Genomic DNA, 16,297 nt, shown 5'->3' on the forward strand with positions numbered 1-16,297 from the left:
CAATCATTATTTACAATATATAAGGGGTTTCTTGATACACGTAATAATTCAGCCAATTAGAGAATAATAAATTCCCATGACTCTTCCACCTAACAAGTGGCTTCTCATCTGGATTATTATGTTTAAAATAATTTTTTGGCACATCAATATTTAACCCTTTTTGTCGGTCCCGTTCGTATTCTTCCTTTAACGTATCACAACTATATTCACTGTGTCCCAGTGCGAAAACTTGCCTTCCCTCTTGCCCAATAACAAGATGAACACCCGCTTCTTCAGAATTGGCTAATAACGTTAATTCTTTCACTTTTTCAATATCGCTCTCTCGTACTTCTGTATGACGAGAATGCGGAGCAAAAAACACTTCATCAAACCCTTGTAACAATTTCACATGTTGCTCGCGAACCTCATGTTCAAATACACCAAACATTTTTTTCGCAAGGGGATACTTCGGCACACCATAGTGATAATACAAACCAGCTTGTGCCCCCCAGCAAATATGAAGCGTAGATGTTACATTTGTTTTTGAATACTCCATAATACGTCCAAGCTCTTCCCAATAATCTACTTCTTCAAAAGAAAGAGTTTCAACTGGTGCTCCTGTAATAATGAGTCCATCAAATTTTTCATTCTCAATATCACGGAATGTTTTATAGAAGCTCGTTAAATGGTCCTGCGCTACATTGCGAGACAGATGCGATTCCATATGAAGTAAATGAACATCTAATTGCAGCGGTGTATTTCCAATTAAACGAAGTAATTGCGCCTCTGTTTCTTGCTTTGTAGGCATTAAATTTAATATAGCAATTTTCAAAGCACGTATATCTTGTGTTGCTGCTCGCTCCTTCGTCATTACAAAAATATTTTCCTTCTGCAATACTTTGCGAGCTGGTAAATCTTTATCAATTATGATCGGCATGTTGTTTGCCTCCGACTAGCGCTGCTTCTAAATCTGCAATAATATCAGAAACATCTTCTATACCGACCGATAAACGGATTAAATCAGATGTAACGCCAGCTAAACGCTGATTTTCTGCGCTTAATTGTCTATGCGTCGTACTAGCAGGATGTATTACACAAGTTCTTGCATCAGCTACATGCGTTACAAGAGTTGCGAGTTTTACATTTGCGATAAATTCTTTTGCCGCTTCTAATCCGCCTTTAATACCAAATGTTAAAACTCCACTAGCACCTTTTTTCAAATACTTTTGTGCTAACGAGTAATTTTCATTACTATCTAACCCTGGATAATTCACCCATTCAATGCAATCATGATTAGCAAGCCACTTAGCAACTTCGAGAGCATTTTCACTATGACGCTCCATTCGTAAATGCAATGTTTCCAGACCAATGTTGCTAATATATGCATTGAATGGGCTCATACAGTTTCCGTAGTCTCTTAATAACTGAACGCGTGCTTTCACAATATACGCTGCTGCTCCAAAATTTTGAACATAGCTTACACCGTGATAACTCGGATCCGGTTCAACAAGCTCAGGGTATTTTCCATTTGTCCAATCGAAGTTCCCTCCGTCTATTACAATGCCGCCTAAAGAACTTGCATGGCCATCAATATATTTCGTTGTGGAATGGACAATGATATTTGCCCCATATTCAAATGCCTGGCATAAATAAGGCGTCGCCAATGTATTATCAACGATAAAAGGTACTTCTAATTCTTTTGCTGCCGCTGAAAGTTCTTTGAAATTCAAAACGTTCATTGCTGGATTTCCTAACGATTCTGCATAAACAAGTTTTGTCTTATCATTAGCAAGTGCCGCAATTTCATCTGCCGTTAAATTAGGATTAAAGAACGTAACATCAATGCCAAGCTTGCGTAAACTCACTCCAAATAAATTAAACGTTCCTCCGTAAACAGTTGAAGAACAAAGTAAATGGTCTCCACTACTGCAAATATTTAAAACCGCAAGCATAATAGCTGCCTGCCCAGAAGCTGTTGCAACAGCCCCTACACCGCCTTCTAAATCTGATAACTTCTGCTCAAATGCAGCTAGAGTAGGATTTCCAATACGCGTATATATATATCCTTCTGCCTCTAAATTAAATAGTGCTGCTAAATCATCTGACGTATCGTATTTATACGTTGTACTTTGATAAAGTGGCAAAACACGCGGTTCACCATTTTTTGGCGTATAGCCACCTTGCACACAAATCGTTCCCTTTCCCCATGATTCCCCCATCTCTCATTCTCCCTTCTTTTAATGCAAAATAAAAAACTGCTCCTTTCCTGAAAACAAGAAAGGAGCAGTTTGAAGACACGCTCTAAGGCTCTTTCTTATCTCTCAGGATTATTACCTGCAGGATTTGGCACAATTCCGTTATACGGCTGTTGCCAAGGTTTCATCGGGCCTGTCCCTCCACCTTTTCTTGATAAGACTATGCAATTACCGTTGATTTTATAGCAATAATTTCCTAATGTCAAATGGTTTTTCTGAATGTTCTAAATTAAATGTAAGGAATTTAATTTAAACAACAAAAGAAATATATTCCATATTCATTTGAAAAAGACCTTTTAAAAACTCCGATCACTATATAGAATTAAATAAGTGGTTTAACCGCGTTGGTTTCAAATTTTTATGAGATCTCAATATATTGAATAAGCCAACCTCTCAAAAAGATACTATATATATTCAATTCATTTCACACTAGCATATTCAATCCTTTCTACATTAAAACTTACATAATGGAGGTACAACATGACAAATAAAAAGGACATGCACTATATACTCGTCTTATATGGCCTTCTTTTGGGCTCTATAGTAGGAGCTACAGTCTGGTTATTTTTAGTTACAATAAATATCGGAATTCACTTTATTTGGGGATACTTACCTACTATTTTCTCTTCTCCTCCTTATTACACCATTTGTGTAACAATCATCGGTGGTATCCTCGTTGGTTTAACACAAAAATACTTCGGCACATACCCACGTCTTATGCCGGAAGTAATGGCTGAATATAAACAAACAGGTAGAATTGAATACAGTTTTGTACATAAAGCTACTTTAACTGCGATTATCGTTTTAATATTTGGAGCTAGTTTAGGACCAGAAGCTGCACTTGTTGGAATTATCGGTGGACTTTGTACATGGGTAGGAGATCGCTTTAAATTTGCTTTAAAGGGAATGAATGAACTAACAGAGGTTGGAATTGGTGCTACTTTAAGTGTCATTTTTAATGCACCATTATTTGGTTACTTAGCTCCGAATGAAAATGAGGGTGAACAAATTAACGAATTTTCTAAAGGAAAAAAAGCAATTGTATATTTAGCTACCACTTTTGCTGGTTTTTCCATTTACTTATTACTTAGTAAACTCGATAGTCGTGGATCCTTTATTGTTGATTTCGGAGAAGGGTCTCTTGCTCTTAATGAATGGATCGCCTTTCTACCACTTGCTAGCATTGGTGCTATAGTTGGTTTCTTTTATTTCAAATTAGAATTCGCATTAGAGAAATTAATCCACCCCTTCAGGGAATACAAAGTATCACTTGGAATTATCGGCGGTATTTTACTCGGGGTTACTGGAACTTTCCTCCCGTATACGTTATTTTCAGGGGAACATCAATTAAAAGATTTAGTCGTTGAATGGAGCCATTTATCCTTCTGGGTACTACTTCTTTCAGGAATTTTAAAATTATGTATTACTGCCGTTTGTTTAAATACGGGTTGGCGCGGTGGACATATTTTCCCCATTATATTTGCTGGATCAAGTATCGGATACGCTATAGCTTCTATTCTGCCTATAGATCCAATATCTTCCGTAGCCATCGTCACGACAGCTATTTCAAGCTATGCATTAAGAAAACCAATAGCTATAACATTACTATTACTCATGTTTTTCCCGCTCAATTTATTATTACCGATGCTCGGGGCTGCGGCAATTGGCAATGCATTTCCGCTTCCTAAACATAACGAAACTACAAATTAATAAAAATAGGCAGTGGGGATAAAAGTTCCACTGCCTATTTTTGTTACACATGCTGCTTTAATAGTGCGTATAATTCTTCAAAATTATGCACTTCATATGTTGGCATAATCTCGCTATCATTTGATTTCTTTTCTGGATTAAACCAACAAGTATCAATTCCTGCTACATATCCACCTTTAATATCGGCGCTTAACGAATCACCAATAATAAGCCCTTCTTCAGAAGCGAAGTTAGGAATACGTTCAAAAACATAATCAAAATACTCTCTCATCGGCTTTTGGAATCCCGTGTCTTCAGAAACAAAAATATCTTTAAACAATGAATGTAATCCTGCATTACGCAAACGTTTATCTTGCGTTTTAGAAATACCGTTTGTCACTATATATAAATCGTACTTACTTTGAATTTGATTTATAAATTCAAACGCACCTTGCATGAGTTGGTTTCCTTCTTCTAAGTAGCTGCGATAATTATTTTCGACTAATATTCCATCTACTTCTTCCCCGTACTCTTTAAACAAAATGGAAAATCGTGTATTTATAATTTCATTTCGCGCTATTTCACCTTTTTCAAAAGAATCCCAAAGGCTTTTATTTATTTTTTTATAACGATCCTCTATTTCATCGGTTAAAAGAAGCCCCTTCTCTTCAAAAAGCATCCGTAAAGCGATTTTCTCAGCCTTTTGAAAATCTAGTAACGTATCATCTACATCAAATAGCAATGTTTTATATTTTTTCATAAACCCCTCACACTCTCTTTTCTCCAAAAACAAATTTACATAAATCGTATCATTCTTCCTTGTAAAAATAATAGGAGATATCTCATACTACAAACAGGGGTGAAAATATGAAAATCAGCAAAAATGAGAAAGAAATTTATCAACACATGCAAATTCACCAATTTCATACTCTTTTTTCCTTTAATGTCTTACCATATGTAGAGCTGCATTCTTTTCAAAAGAAAGAGATGATCTGTAATGAGGGAATCGACCTCCCTTATCTCTATTACTTAATTTCTGGGAAAGCCAAAATATATATGAGTCACAAAAACGGAAAGGTTTCATTAATTAACTTTATTCAAGCACCTTCGTTCATTGGGGAATTAGGATTAATTGGCGTAGAATCCGTTACGAAAGCGGTTGAGGTAATTGAAGATTGTATTTGCTTAGCGCTTCCCCTTAAAGATTGTCAGCATCTTTTATTGCAAGATGCTACCTTTCTACAGAAACTATGCAGATTTATTGGAGAAAAAACAATTACCAGAACGGAAAATTACGCCAAAAACTATAGTTATCCGTTTGAAAATCGATTAGCTGCGTTTATTCTATTAACGGAACAAAATAATTGCTATACAGAAAAACATACTGAGGCCTCAGAATACTTAAACGTCAGCTATCGCCATCTTTTATATGTATTAAACCAGTTTTGCCAGCAAAACTACTTAAAAAAAGAAGGAAGAACCTATTACATACAAAATCGAATTCAATTAGAGAAACTGGCTGACGAACTTAAAATATAAAAAAAACAGCATTAACATGTAAATGTTAATGCTGTTTTTTCGAGTGACGATTATGTTTTTAATTAAAATTTACTTGCTACTTTAGCCGCTTCTTCAAGACCTGCTGTAATGATTTCTTCTGCTTTATCTGGGAATTGGTTATGTCCTTCGATAACTACTGTTTCCATGTTTGTTGCGCCGAAGAAGCCCATCATGCTTGCTACGTATTTAACAGCCATTTCTACTTCAGCTGCTGGACCTTCAGAATATACGCCGCCGCGTGCATTTAATAAAGCAATCTTCTTATCTCCAATAAGCCCAACTGGACCTTCTGGTGTATATTTAAACGTTTTACCAGCGCGGTTTAAGTAATCAATATACGTGTGTAATACGGCCGGAATCGTTAAGTTCCATAATGGGAAACCGAAAACTACTTTATCAGCTTCTAAGAATTGATTTAAATACTTATCAGCTACTGCTACCACTTTTGCTTCTTCTTCTGTTAAATCAAATCCTCTACTTGCTTTGAATGTACCATTAATCATATCTACGCCTACATATGGTAATTCTTCTTTATATAAATCAAGTTCTACTACTGTATCATTTGGATGTGCTTCTTTATAGTTTGCTAAAAATGCCTCGTATAATTTCACACTAACTGCTTGTTCCGCTGGGCGGTTGTTTGCTTTTACAAATAAAACTGTTGCCATGATTCTTTTCCTCCTACTACTCACTCTTATGTTGTTATATATTACTTACGAAAAAAGGGTACTCCCTTGTAATTGTTGTTGCTTACAAATATATTTTATCTTTATATCAAGACAATTTCGTCCTCACATAGACGTATTTTTCCATAAAAAAAGTCCACCTTCTAAAGGCGGACTAGGTCTTACGACTTTCGTCTTATACAATTCCATTTTTCACTGCATATAATGCTGCTTGTGTGCGATCGGATAAATGTAACTTACTCAAAATACTACTCATATGAGCTTTTACCGTTTTTTCTGTAATAACTAAAACAGAAGCAATTTCTTTATTGCTCATCCCTTTTGCTAACAGTTGTAACACTTCATTTTCCCTAGCTGTTAATACGTCTACATGAATGAAGTGTTCCTCTTCTTTCTCTTCCTCTGGTAATGTTTGGGAAAGAAGCGCGTTTGCTATATCTGGATGTAGTTGTATATTCCCTTTGTACGCACTGCGAATCGCTTCAACAAGTTGATCTGGTTCTACATCTTTTAGAATATACCCGCTTGCTCCCGCCTTTAATGCTGGTAAAACATGTGCCTGATCAGAAAAACTAGTTAATACAATTACTTTCACATTCGGATATTCTTTTTTGATACATGCCGTCGCCTCAACGCCATCCATTTCGGGCATGTATAAATCCATTAATACAACATCAGGATTTGTTTCTCCTACTTTCACTAATGCTTCTTTCCCATTATTTGCTTCTCCAACTAACTCTAAATCTTCCTGTGTACTCAGAAAAAATGCCAATCCTTTTAAAACAACTGTGTGATCATCAACTAACAATACTTTTATTTTCACAAACTTCCCTCATTTTCACATCATAATGGTACATTTACTTTTACACTTGTTCTTTTCTTATCACTTACAATTTTAATTGTTCCACCAACTAATTCTACTCTTTCACGCATCATAGTCATACCAAGCGATTTCTTCTCTTTTATATCCTTTTCTTCAAAGCCGTTTCCTTGATCGATTATTTCTAATGATACATTTTTCTCCGTCACCTTGAAATAAATCGTCGCTTCTCGTACATTCGCATGCTTACTTACGTTATTTAAAGATTCTTGTCCAATTCGCCATAGCGCTTCCTCTACTACGCGTGGCAAATCACGAACACCAGTAACCTGTTCCCGAATTTTCAATCCCAAACTTTCGCCATATTGCTTTAGAGCTGGTAATAACCCCTTCTCTAATCCTGCCGGACGAAGCTGCCAAATCAAGGTCCTCATTTCTTTCAAAGCACCTTGCGCTAGTTCACGCATCTCATACAAAGAACTATCTACCTTTTCATTTTGGCCTTTTAAAACAGCTTCAGCACCCTTTGTCATAAAAGTTAATGAAAATAATTTTTGTGAAACTGAGTCATGTAAATCTCTTGCTAACCGATTTCTTTCTTCCATCCGTACAAGTTCACGGCGTTGCACATTTAATCTTAAATTCTCTATTATTAACGAAATATGATTCGATAGAGCTTGCATTACATCTATTGTATTAACATCAAACTCTCCATTATTTGAACTAACACACAAGACACCAAACATATGACTTTGAATATGTATTGGCGTAGCGATAACGGCCCTATTTGGATGTACAATATGACCAATTTGACGTTTTAATAAAACAGGCTCATCTTTTTCTAATGCCTTCTTTGCTGCTTCTTTCACATCGTCCTGTAACTCTTCCTGACCATAAGACGCTCGCAAAGATAATTCTGTTTCTTCTCTAATAAAAAACGCCACTTGATTCCATTGAAATACTTCACCCACGTGATTTACCACCTTCTCAGGTAATACATTAAACTTATGAATCGTTTTTAACGCTTGAATAAAACGTTCCAATTTCACATAATAATGTGCTCTTCGTTTTTCATTTTCATATAATTTGGTTCGCTTTAAAGCCGTCCCGATTTGAAAAGCAACGGATTGGAGCAAAACCAATTCTTCTTCTGAAAAATGTGTTTTACCTGGGCTTGCAACATTTAATACCCCGATTTTTTCCCCTCCGGCCTTTAAAGGAACCGTAGCATGATGAAGAATTCCTTCCGTATCTCCCCAATTATATTCAATTGCATTATTAATTCTTTTACATTCAATAATATTAACCGCGCGCTCTAGCTTCCCATCTACAAAACCACGTAAACACCAACACTCACCTTCACACATTGGGCGTTTATTTTCATATGTAAGTGCCTCTGGTAACTGATAATCAATTAACTTTGTATACCTCCCATTTTCATCCGCAAGAAAAATCCATCCTGTCGTTAAACCTGTTACACTTAGTAATTTTTCTAGGACCGCTTGCAATACATGGTAGGTATCATTTGATGTATTTAGCGTTTCTGCAATTTCTTTTAATATAACTAATTCATTTGTACGATTATCTCGAAACATATCAAGTCTCCTACATACAAGATTTTAAATCGCTTCTCAAGTAAATCATCTACTTTTCACTTTGTACTTATTCGTAACATTGATATAATAGTGAAAACATAGTTTTCATTATATCACTTGAGGGGGCTTTCATAATGACATTAAATAAGGCACTTACAATCGCTGGTTCTGACACAAGTGGCGGTGCTGGTATACAAGCAGATTTAAAAACATTCCAAGAACTTGGCGTATATGGAATGACATCTCTTACAACAATCGTAACAATGGACCCACATAACGGTTGGGCACATAACGTATTCCCAATTGCGGCTTCTACATTAAAACCACAATTAGAAACAACAATTGAAGGTGTTGGCGTAGATGCTTTAAAAACAGGTATGCTTGGATCAGTAGAAATTATCGAAATGGTTGCAGAAACAATTGAAAAGCACAATTTCGAAAATGTAGTAGTTGATCCTGTTATGGTATGTAAAGGAGCTGACGAAGCATTACATCCTGAAACGAATGATTGCTTACGTGACGTTCTTGTCCCAAAAGCATTAGTTGTAACGCCAAACTTATTTGAAGCATATCAATTAAGTGGTGTGAAAATTAATTCTCTTGACGACATGAAAGAAGCTGCAAAAAAAATCCACGCTTTAGGTGCTAAATACGTACTGATTAAAGGTGGTAGCAAACTAGGCACAGAAACTGCTATTGATGTGTTATATGACGGCGAAACATTCGATCTTCTAGAATCAGAAAAGATCGATACGACAAATACACACGGTGCAGGTTGTACATATTCTGCTGCAATTACAGCAGAACTTGCAAAAGGAAAAACTGTGAAAGAAGCAGTAAAAACCGCGAAAGAATTCATCACAGCTGCAATTCGTCATTCATTTAAGATCAACGAATACGTAGGACCAACACATCACGGTGCATATCGCAAATTCGTTGCACCGAAAGAACTTGTCTAACATAACGCTTTTTATTAATAAATTTAAAAATAGATTAAAACCCACAGAACATTTATTGTTCTGTGGGTTTTAATTATTTTGCAGAAATGTTTTAAAGTACTCCCCGAATCCCTATGATGCTGAACTAACCTTGTTTCTACCATTTCTTTTTGAATAATATAATGCATCATCCGCTGATTGAATAAATTGATCAGGTGATTTTTTATACTCTGAAATTCCGACAGAAATTGTGATTTTAATTTTTTTTCCATTTTTCAGTTGGAATGAATGATTTTCAACGGCTAGTCGAATTTGTTCCCCTATACGAGTTCCAAATGCTAATCTCTTTTTTGGTAACAACAGAGCAAACTCTTCGCCACCCTTTCGAAAGACTAAATTTGGGAATGGTGCATTCTCTAACAAAATACGCCCCACTTGTTTTAATACCTCATCCCCAGCAGGATGTCCATACGTATCATTTACATACTTAAAGTGATCAATATCGATAAGTAATAAACAAAGTGAATCATTTTTCATATACTTGTTACCAATATGGCGATTCATCTCTAAATCAAACTGCCTTACATTTCCTAGATTCGTTAATGCATCTATCGTTGCATAATGCTTCATCTTTTGAAACAATTCATTGGATTGCAATACGTAACTTGCACTTACAAATGTGATGTATGCTGCTACAATACAACAAACTAAATATAATACCACTACATATATATCCTTAAATAAAATATAGAGTGGTAGTATTAAAATAGACAAACTGTACACGTTAAACCATATCCATTTTGTAAATATAGAAATCTTCATCCGCCAAATGAGGGTAACGCCAATCCCTATTGCCACGATAGTATATCCGGCCAATTCAGAGGCTAAAGAGTACTCAGTAAAAATTATCCGAGTTATTAAAATGATCATAACTGTTATACTACTAGCTATTGGGCCACCAATTATAACTGCCAAAATAACTGCTAAATAACGTAAATCCAACATAATATTTTCAATATGTACACCAAAATGCATCAATAATATACTTAATATTCCAGTTAAAATACCGACCAAACATTTCTGCCAAAAAGAGAACCCTTCTTTTAACGGCTTATCTCTTAAAAGCTGAGCACCTACAAAGATAAAGGAAAGAATGATTGTCATATTTACAAATAGATCTCTGAACATAAAATAATCTCCCTACTTTTTCTTTTCCATCTATCACTTTCTATATGTTATTGTATTACGAAATACCTATAATTCCCAAACTTTTTTATTTTATTGTTCCACGTGGAACAGCAAAAAGCAAAATAAAAAAGGAGACGAAATTTCGTCCCCTCCATTAACAACATCGCGATATCTTTCCGCCTTTTGCATTAAATCTAGCTTCTTGTGCCTCAGCAAAAAATTGCTTTTGACATAGAATTTTCTCTTCTGGATGATGTACTTTCATGTGATTTACATACGTTTCATAACTTGGAACTCCAACAAGTAAACTAATAAATTGCTTTCTCTTTCCCCATACGTTCCGTAAATTTTTAAGCATAGTTCCTCGACTCACTTTCATCCCTTGGAATATATGGTGCCTCTTTTAACGGCATCGGCTTATTTCTTAATACTTGAATCCAAATTCGAAGTGCAGAAATTAATACAGCGATTACAACTATCATAAAAATTCCACAAAGCGCTGCATCAATATAGTCATTCAAAATAATTTGTTTCATTTGCGCAAAATTTTTAGCTGGAGCTAATACCTTCCCATCATCTAATGCTCCCTGGAATACTTTCGCATGTGATAGAAATCCTATTTTGGGATTTTCATGAAATAGCTTTTGATAACCTGCTGTCATTGTTACAATAAGCAATCCGACAGTTGGAATAAGTGTCACCCAAACATATGCCTTTTTTCCCATTTTGAACAAGATTGTCGTTCCAAGTAATAATGCAATACCTGCTAACATTTGGTTTGCAATACCGAAAAGTGGCCATAATGTATTAATTCCACCAAGCGGATCTATTACCCCTTGGTATAAGAAATACCCCCATCCTAGTACACATAGTGTTGTAGCTATCACATTTGCTAATGTTGAATCTGTTTTCGCAAACGGCTTATATACATGACCTAAAATGTCTTGAATCATAAATCGCCCTACGCGTGTTCCCGCATCAATCGTTGTTAAAATAAATAGTGCTTCAAAAAGAATAGCAAAATGGTACCAAAATGCCATCATCGCCGTTCCGCCCATTACTTGCGAAAATATATAAGCCATACCAATTGCTAATGTGGGTGCACCACCTGTACGTGATAAAATGGTCTGTTCTCCGACATTAACAGCAAGATCTTTTAATTCATTCGGTGTAATAGCAAATCCCCATGAAGAAATAACTTGAGCTGCCTGCGATACATCCGTGCCGATAAGTGCTGCAGGACTATTAATTGCAAAATAAGTTCCTGGTGTTAATACACAAGCTGCAATCATTGCCATCGCTGCTACAAACGATTCCATTAACATTGCTCCATAACCGATTGGCTTTGCGTGGCCTTCTTGTTCAATCATTTTTGGCGTCGTACCAGATGAAACGAGAGCATGGAATCCAGACACTGCACCACAGGCAATCGTAATAAATAAGAACGGGAATAAATTGCCGGAGAAAACAGGACCTGTCCCGTCGATAAATTGCGAAACTGCTGGCATTTTTAAATCTGGTGCTACAACTAAAATACCGATTGCTAACCCAAGTATCGTCCCTATTTTTAAAAATGTACTTAAATAATCACGTGGTGCTAATAACATCCAAACCGGTAATGCCGATGCAATAAATCCATATACAATAAGCATAATAGCAATTGTCTCACCACTAAAAGTAAACATACTTGCAAGCGTTGGATTTTCTGCTACATATTGTCCTCCAATAAGAGATAAGATTAGCAGAACAATACCGATTACTGATCCTTCTCCTACTCGCCCTGGCCTAATGTAACGCATGTAAACTCCCATTAAAATAGCAATTGGAATCGTTGCTGCGATTGTAAACATTCCCCATGGGCTTCCAACAAGCGCCTTCACAACTACTAAAGCTAATACCGCTAATAAAATGATCATAATACCTAAAATACCAATCATTGCAATTAATCCTGTAACAGGACCAATCTCATCTTTAATCATTTCTCCTAATGATTTACCATTACGTCTCATTGAAGCAAATAAAATTACAAAATCCTGTACAGCTCCAGCAATAACTACCCCAACAATAATCCAAATTGTCCCAGGTAAATACCCCATCTGCGCCGCCAAAATCGGTCCTACTAAAGGACCAGCCCCTGCAATCGCTGCAAAGTGATGTCCGAATAAAACCCATTTATTTGTCGGAACATAATCCTTGCCATCGTTTAACGTATGAGCAGGTGTTTGTCTATTATTATCTAGACCAAAAACTTTCCTCGCTATAAATCTACTATAAAAGCGATACGCAATCGCATACACTGATACAGCAGCAACTAATAGCCATACAGCATTAATTGTCTCACCTTGCGATAACGCTATTACACCAAAAGCAGATGCTCCTAGCGCTGCAATAACTCCCCAAAGTAAAATTGACTTCAATATTTTCACATACAATCCCCCCATTACTACTTCTTAGTGGAGATTGTACTAAATTTTCTGAATACTTAACTTAAATCCTCCTTATCATGAAGGATTTTTAGATTATCATGTTGAAATTCTCTCATTACTTGTCACAGTTCAATTTTATTTCGAAGTCGTTTTACATAATTGCGGCTTACTGGAATCGGTTGCTCATCGTACCTGTCTAAATGCAAATTATACGTGCCATTATAATAAGGTTTCAGTTCTTGTACATACGACATATTAATTAAATAGCTTTTATGTACACGTAAAAAATCATATGCATTTAGTTTATTTTCTAATTCTTGGAGTGTATATGTTGAAATATACTGATTATTCGTTGTATAAATTGAAACGGTTTTGTTTTCCTTATTTTTACTTACATATACAATATCTTCTGGGAAAATATATCTAATCCCCTCATGGCCTTCTATCGGCAATTTACGCAAATGACTCTTTGCTTTCTCACCTTGTTCTTTCCCCATTTTATATAAAATGAACTGTAAATCTTCTTCACGAAATGGTCGTAATAAATAATAAAATGCTTGGAAACGAAAAGCTGTAATTGCCTCTTCTATATCCTCACCAATAAAAATAAATTTCGTATAACAATTCACTTCTCGTAACAAACTCGAATATTCAAAACCAGTACCATCCATTAATTGCGAATTTAAAAAAACAAAATCAGGTGTATGTTTTTTCATTATTAGCAAAGATTCTGTTCCAGTTTCCGCTTCAAAACATTCTACATTTCGAATGTTTTCAGTAAAGTTCTCAACTAATTTTCTTCGCTCTTCTGTTTCTCCCATGATAAGTAAGATTTTCATTTATCCAGCCACCTAATTCCTTTGTCCATACGTCTTGTTGTATACATTCGCTTTAGTAAGAAACAATCCCTTTTTCTTACTATACCATTATTTATCTAAAAAAACAGAAAAAAGGAAACCGCTTTGGTTCCCCTTTTCTTTTATCCCGATTGGTGCGGGCTAACAATCAGTGGTTGATGGACAAAACACCCACTGATTAAAGTTTCACTTTATACTAATTCCCTCTGTTTCGTTTCTTGACCAAGTATAATGACAGCAAGTGCCCCAATTAAAATTGATCCACAGAAAATCGTAAATATTAGCGATAGTGACGCTTGTGAAGCAACTAAATACCCTACTAATAGTGGTCCAAGAATACCACCAATACGTCCAAATGCCGCTGCCATTCCTGCACCTGTACCGCGAATAGTTGTTGGATACTGTTCCGGTGTATAAGCGTATAATGCACCCCAAGCACCTAAATTAAAGAAGGATAGTAACATACCCGCCACTATTAATGCTGTTAATGAATCCGCAATTCCGAACACATAAGCACTACATGCTGTACCAATTAAATACGTAACCAATACAAATTTGCGACCAAGACGTTCAATAAACCATGCAGCTGTGAAATATCCTGGAAGTTGAGCTAAAGTCATAATAAGTACGTACTGAAAACTTTTTATTAAACTAAAGCCTTTTAGTACCATTACACTAGGTAACCAAAGGAACATTCCATAATAGGAAAAGACAACACAAAACCATAGAATCCATAACATAATTGTTGCTTTACGATATTCTCCAGACCAAACCGATTTTATATTTTCAATAACAGATGGCCTTTTTTCAACCTTTTGGAACCTTGGAGAATCGGGTAAATTCCATCTTAAATATAAAGCATATAACGCTGGAACTGCACTTAATACCATAGCAACTTCCCAACCGTATTTAGGAATAACAAAATATGAGATAAGAGCTGCGATTAACCAACCACCAGCCCAAAAGCTTTCTAATAGTACAACTATTTTCCCACGTTCGTGCGCTTCAACACTCTCCGATACAAGGGTAGATGCAACTGGAAGTTCCCCGCCAAGTCCCATACCAATTAAAAAGCGTAAAACGAGGAACATCGCGAGTGTCGTCGTTAAAGCCGTTAAGCCACTACCGATAGAAAATAGTAATAATGTAATAATAAAGACCGATTTCCGTCCTATTTTATCTGATAGTATCCCAAAAATGAGCGCCCCTACAGCCATACCAATTGAGTTAATACTACCTATCCAACCCATCTCTTGAGTACTTAATCCCCACTCTTTTTGCAACGCCACTATTACAAATGAAAGCATTCCAACATCCATTGCGTCAAATAGCCAGCCAAGTCCAGCTATACCAAGTAGCTTTCGCTTCGAAATTTCTTTTACCTTGCTCACAAGAAGTCCTCCTTACACAGGTGTCTTTACACATCATTTTACATTTGTGTATTGCATAAGTAAAATACTTTCGTATAAAAAATTCTCCTTCATCATTCCCAAAAAGTAAAATGTTTATCAAAAATAAACAAATAAAAAAGTAGCGATGTTCCGCTACTTTTTTGAACGCATTACTTCTTTTAAAAACTCGGCTAGTACTAACTGACGACGCCAGCGTGTTGGATTACTACATAATCTGTAAAACCACTCTAAATGAATAGCTTGTATCCACTTTGGTGCACGCTTTACCTCTCCAGCCCACACATCTAAACTACCGCCTACTCCAACAGCCATTTTCGTTTCTAAACGATGCTTATTATTTTGGATAAAGTTTTCTTGCCTTGGGAAGCCAAGTGCAACAAGTAATAGGTCTGGTTTTGCCTCTTGAATACGTGAAACAATATTCTCTTCTTCTTCTTGTTTAAAATATCCATCTTGTGTACCCACGATAGATGCAGCCGAATATGTCTTCGTTAAATGATTAGCCGCGGCTTGTACAACATGTGGTTTTGCACCTAATAAAAAAACAGATACTGATTTATTCTCTTCTGATAACTTTGCAAATAAATTGCTCATTAAATCAAATCCCGCTACCCGCTCTTTTAAAGGTGTACCAAGCATACCACTTGCTTTTACAACCCCAATACCATCAGGTGTAATTAAATCTGTATTTAATAATATTTTATGGAATTTTTCATCCTTTTTTGCGCACATAACAATTTCAGGATTTGCTGTTACCACCTGAAAAGTATGAGCTTGCTCTAATTCTAGTTGCTTCTTTAAATGTTGGATCGTTTCATCCATTGTCATTGTAGAGAAAGGAACACCTAGAATATCAACCGTTTGTACTGCCATATTTAACTATCCTCTCTAT

15 protein-coding genes and 1 riboswitch are annotated in these 16,297 nt (G+C 35.9%); of the genes, 3 read left to right on the forward strand and 12 right to left on the reverse strand.

Features of this window, described 5'->3' with window-relative positions:
* Positions 1–10: 10 nt before the first annotated feature.
* On the reverse strand, positions 11–916 hold the full coding sequence (metA, locus tag EXW56_RS25805) for a homoserine O-acetyltransferase MetA (protein WP_002198725.1): 906 nt from the start codon (positions 914–916) through the stop codon (positions 11–13).
* Complete coding sequence (locus EXW56_RS25810) at positions 900–2,198, reverse strand: bifunctional O-acetylhomoserine aminocarboxypropyltransferase/cysteine synthase (RefSeq protein ID WP_002113143.1); 1,299 nt, start codon at positions 2,196–2,198, stop codon at positions 900–902. Before EXW56_RS25810 ends, metA begins: the two co-directional genes overlap by 17 nt.
* A 92-nt stretch (positions 2,199–2,290) precedes the next feature.
* Positions 2,291–2,395, reverse strand: a riboswitch (SAM riboswitch).
* A gap of 319 nt (positions 2,396–2,714) precedes the next feature.
* Here EXW56_RS25810 and EXW56_RS25815 point away from each other — a divergent pair.
* The gene (locus tag EXW56_RS25815) at positions 2,715–3,944 is read left to right on the forward strand and encodes a chloride channel protein (protein ID WP_215597111.1); all 1,230 of its coding nucleotides are present in this window, start codon (positions 2,715–2,717) and stop codon (positions 3,942–3,944) included.
* 43 nt (positions 3,945–3,987) lie between these two features.
* Here the strand turns inward: EXW56_RS25815 and EXW56_RS25820 are convergent, their stop codons facing one another.
* Positions 3,988–4,683 (reverse strand): YjjG family noncanonical pyrimidine nucleotidase, encoded by a 696-nt coding sequence (locus tag EXW56_RS25820; protein ID WP_215597112.1) that lies wholly within the window; start codon positions 4,681–4,683, stop codon positions 3,988–3,990.
* A gap of 107 nt (positions 4,684–4,790) precedes the next feature.
* Between EXW56_RS25820 and EXW56_RS25825 the strand changes: the two genes are divergently transcribed.
* Positions 4,791–5,462 carry a transcriptional regulator YeiL gene (locus EXW56_RS25825; protein WP_002113146.1) on the forward strand — a complete coding sequence of 224 codons (672 nt, stop codon included), beginning with the start codon at positions 4,791–4,793 and terminating at the stop codon, positions 5,460–5,462.
* Between the two features lie 62 nt (positions 5,463–5,524).
* On the opposite strand, the gene EXW56_RS25830 is transcribed toward EXW56_RS25825, so the two are convergent.
* From EXW56_RS25830 to EXW56_RS25840, 3 genes are all read right to left on the reverse strand, one after another.
* Positions 5,525–6,151, reverse strand: a complete 627-nt coding sequence (locus tag EXW56_RS25830) for an FMN-dependent NADH-azoreductase (protein WP_000246731.1) — start codon at positions 6,149–6,151, stop codon at positions 5,525–5,527.
* A gap of 193 nt (positions 6,152–6,344) precedes the next feature.
* Positions 6,345–6,992, reverse strand: a complete 648-nt coding sequence (locus tag EXW56_RS25835) for a response regulator (protein WP_002198722.1) — start codon at positions 6,990–6,992, stop codon at positions 6,345–6,347.
* 20 nt (positions 6,993–7,012) lie between these two features.
* Complete coding sequence (locus EXW56_RS25840; RefSeq protein ID WP_016106760.1) at positions 7,013–8,584, reverse strand: GAF domain-containing sensor histidine kinase; 1,572 nt, start codon at positions 8,582–8,584, stop codon at positions 7,013–7,015.
* Between the two features lie 134 nt (positions 8,585–8,718).
* Here EXW56_RS25840 and pdxK point away from each other — a divergent pair, with 134 nt between their 5' ends.
* Positions 8,719–9,543, forward strand: a complete 825-nt coding sequence (gene pdxK, locus EXW56_RS25845) for a pyridoxine/pyridoxal/pyridoxamine kinase (protein ID WP_215597113.1) — start codon at positions 8,719–8,721, stop codon at positions 9,541–9,543.
* A 111-nt stretch (positions 9,544–9,654) separates the two neighbouring features.
* Here pdxK and EXW56_RS25850 read toward each other — a convergent pair whose 3' ends face one another.
* The 6 genes from EXW56_RS25850 to EXW56_RS25875 form a co-directional block, all read right to left on the reverse strand.
* A complete protein-coding gene (locus EXW56_RS25850; protein ID WP_002198720.1) occupies positions 9,655–10,710 on the reverse strand; it encodes a GGDEF domain-containing protein in 1,056 nt (351 codons plus the stop codon).
* A gap of 154 nt (positions 10,711–10,864) precedes the next feature.
* Positions 10,865–11,068 carry a YbdD/YjiX family protein gene (locus EXW56_RS25855; RefSeq protein ID WP_002198719.1) on the reverse strand — a complete coding sequence of 68 codons (204 nt, stop codon included), beginning with the start codon at positions 11,066–11,068 and terminating at the stop codon, positions 10,865–10,867.
* A complete protein-coding gene (cstA, locus tag EXW56_RS25860) occupies positions 11,061–13,136 on the reverse strand; it encodes a carbon starvation protein CstA (RefSeq protein WP_071151673.1) in 2,076 nt (691 codons plus the stop codon). Before cstA ends, EXW56_RS25855 begins: the two co-directional genes overlap by 8 nt.
* A gap of 122 nt (positions 13,137–13,258) precedes the next feature.
* Positions 13,259–13,975: a LytR/AlgR family response regulator transcription factor gene (locus tag EXW56_RS25865; RefSeq protein ID WP_002113162.1), complete on the reverse strand. Its 717-nt coding sequence runs from the start codon at positions 13,973–13,975 to the stop codon at positions 13,259–13,261.
* A gap of 209 nt (positions 13,976–14,184) precedes the next feature.
* The gene (locus EXW56_RS25870) at positions 14,185–15,384 is read right to left on the reverse strand and encodes an MFS transporter (protein ID WP_215597114.1); all 1,200 of its coding nucleotides are present in this window, start codon (positions 15,382–15,384) and stop codon (positions 14,185–14,187) included.
* A gap of 153 nt (positions 15,385–15,537) precedes the next feature.
* Positions 15,538–16,278, reverse strand: a complete 741-nt coding sequence (locus EXW56_RS25875) for a WecB/TagA/CpsF family glycosyltransferase (RefSeq protein WP_002159712.1) — start codon at positions 16,276–16,278, stop codon at positions 15,538–15,540.
* Positions 16,279–16,297: the final 19 nt, after the last annotated feature.

The sequence above is a fragment of the Bacillus mycoides genome, from assembly GCF_018742245.1.
GTDB lineage: Bacteria > Bacillota > Bacilli > Bacillales > Bacillaceae_G > Bacillus_A > Bacillus_A cereus_U.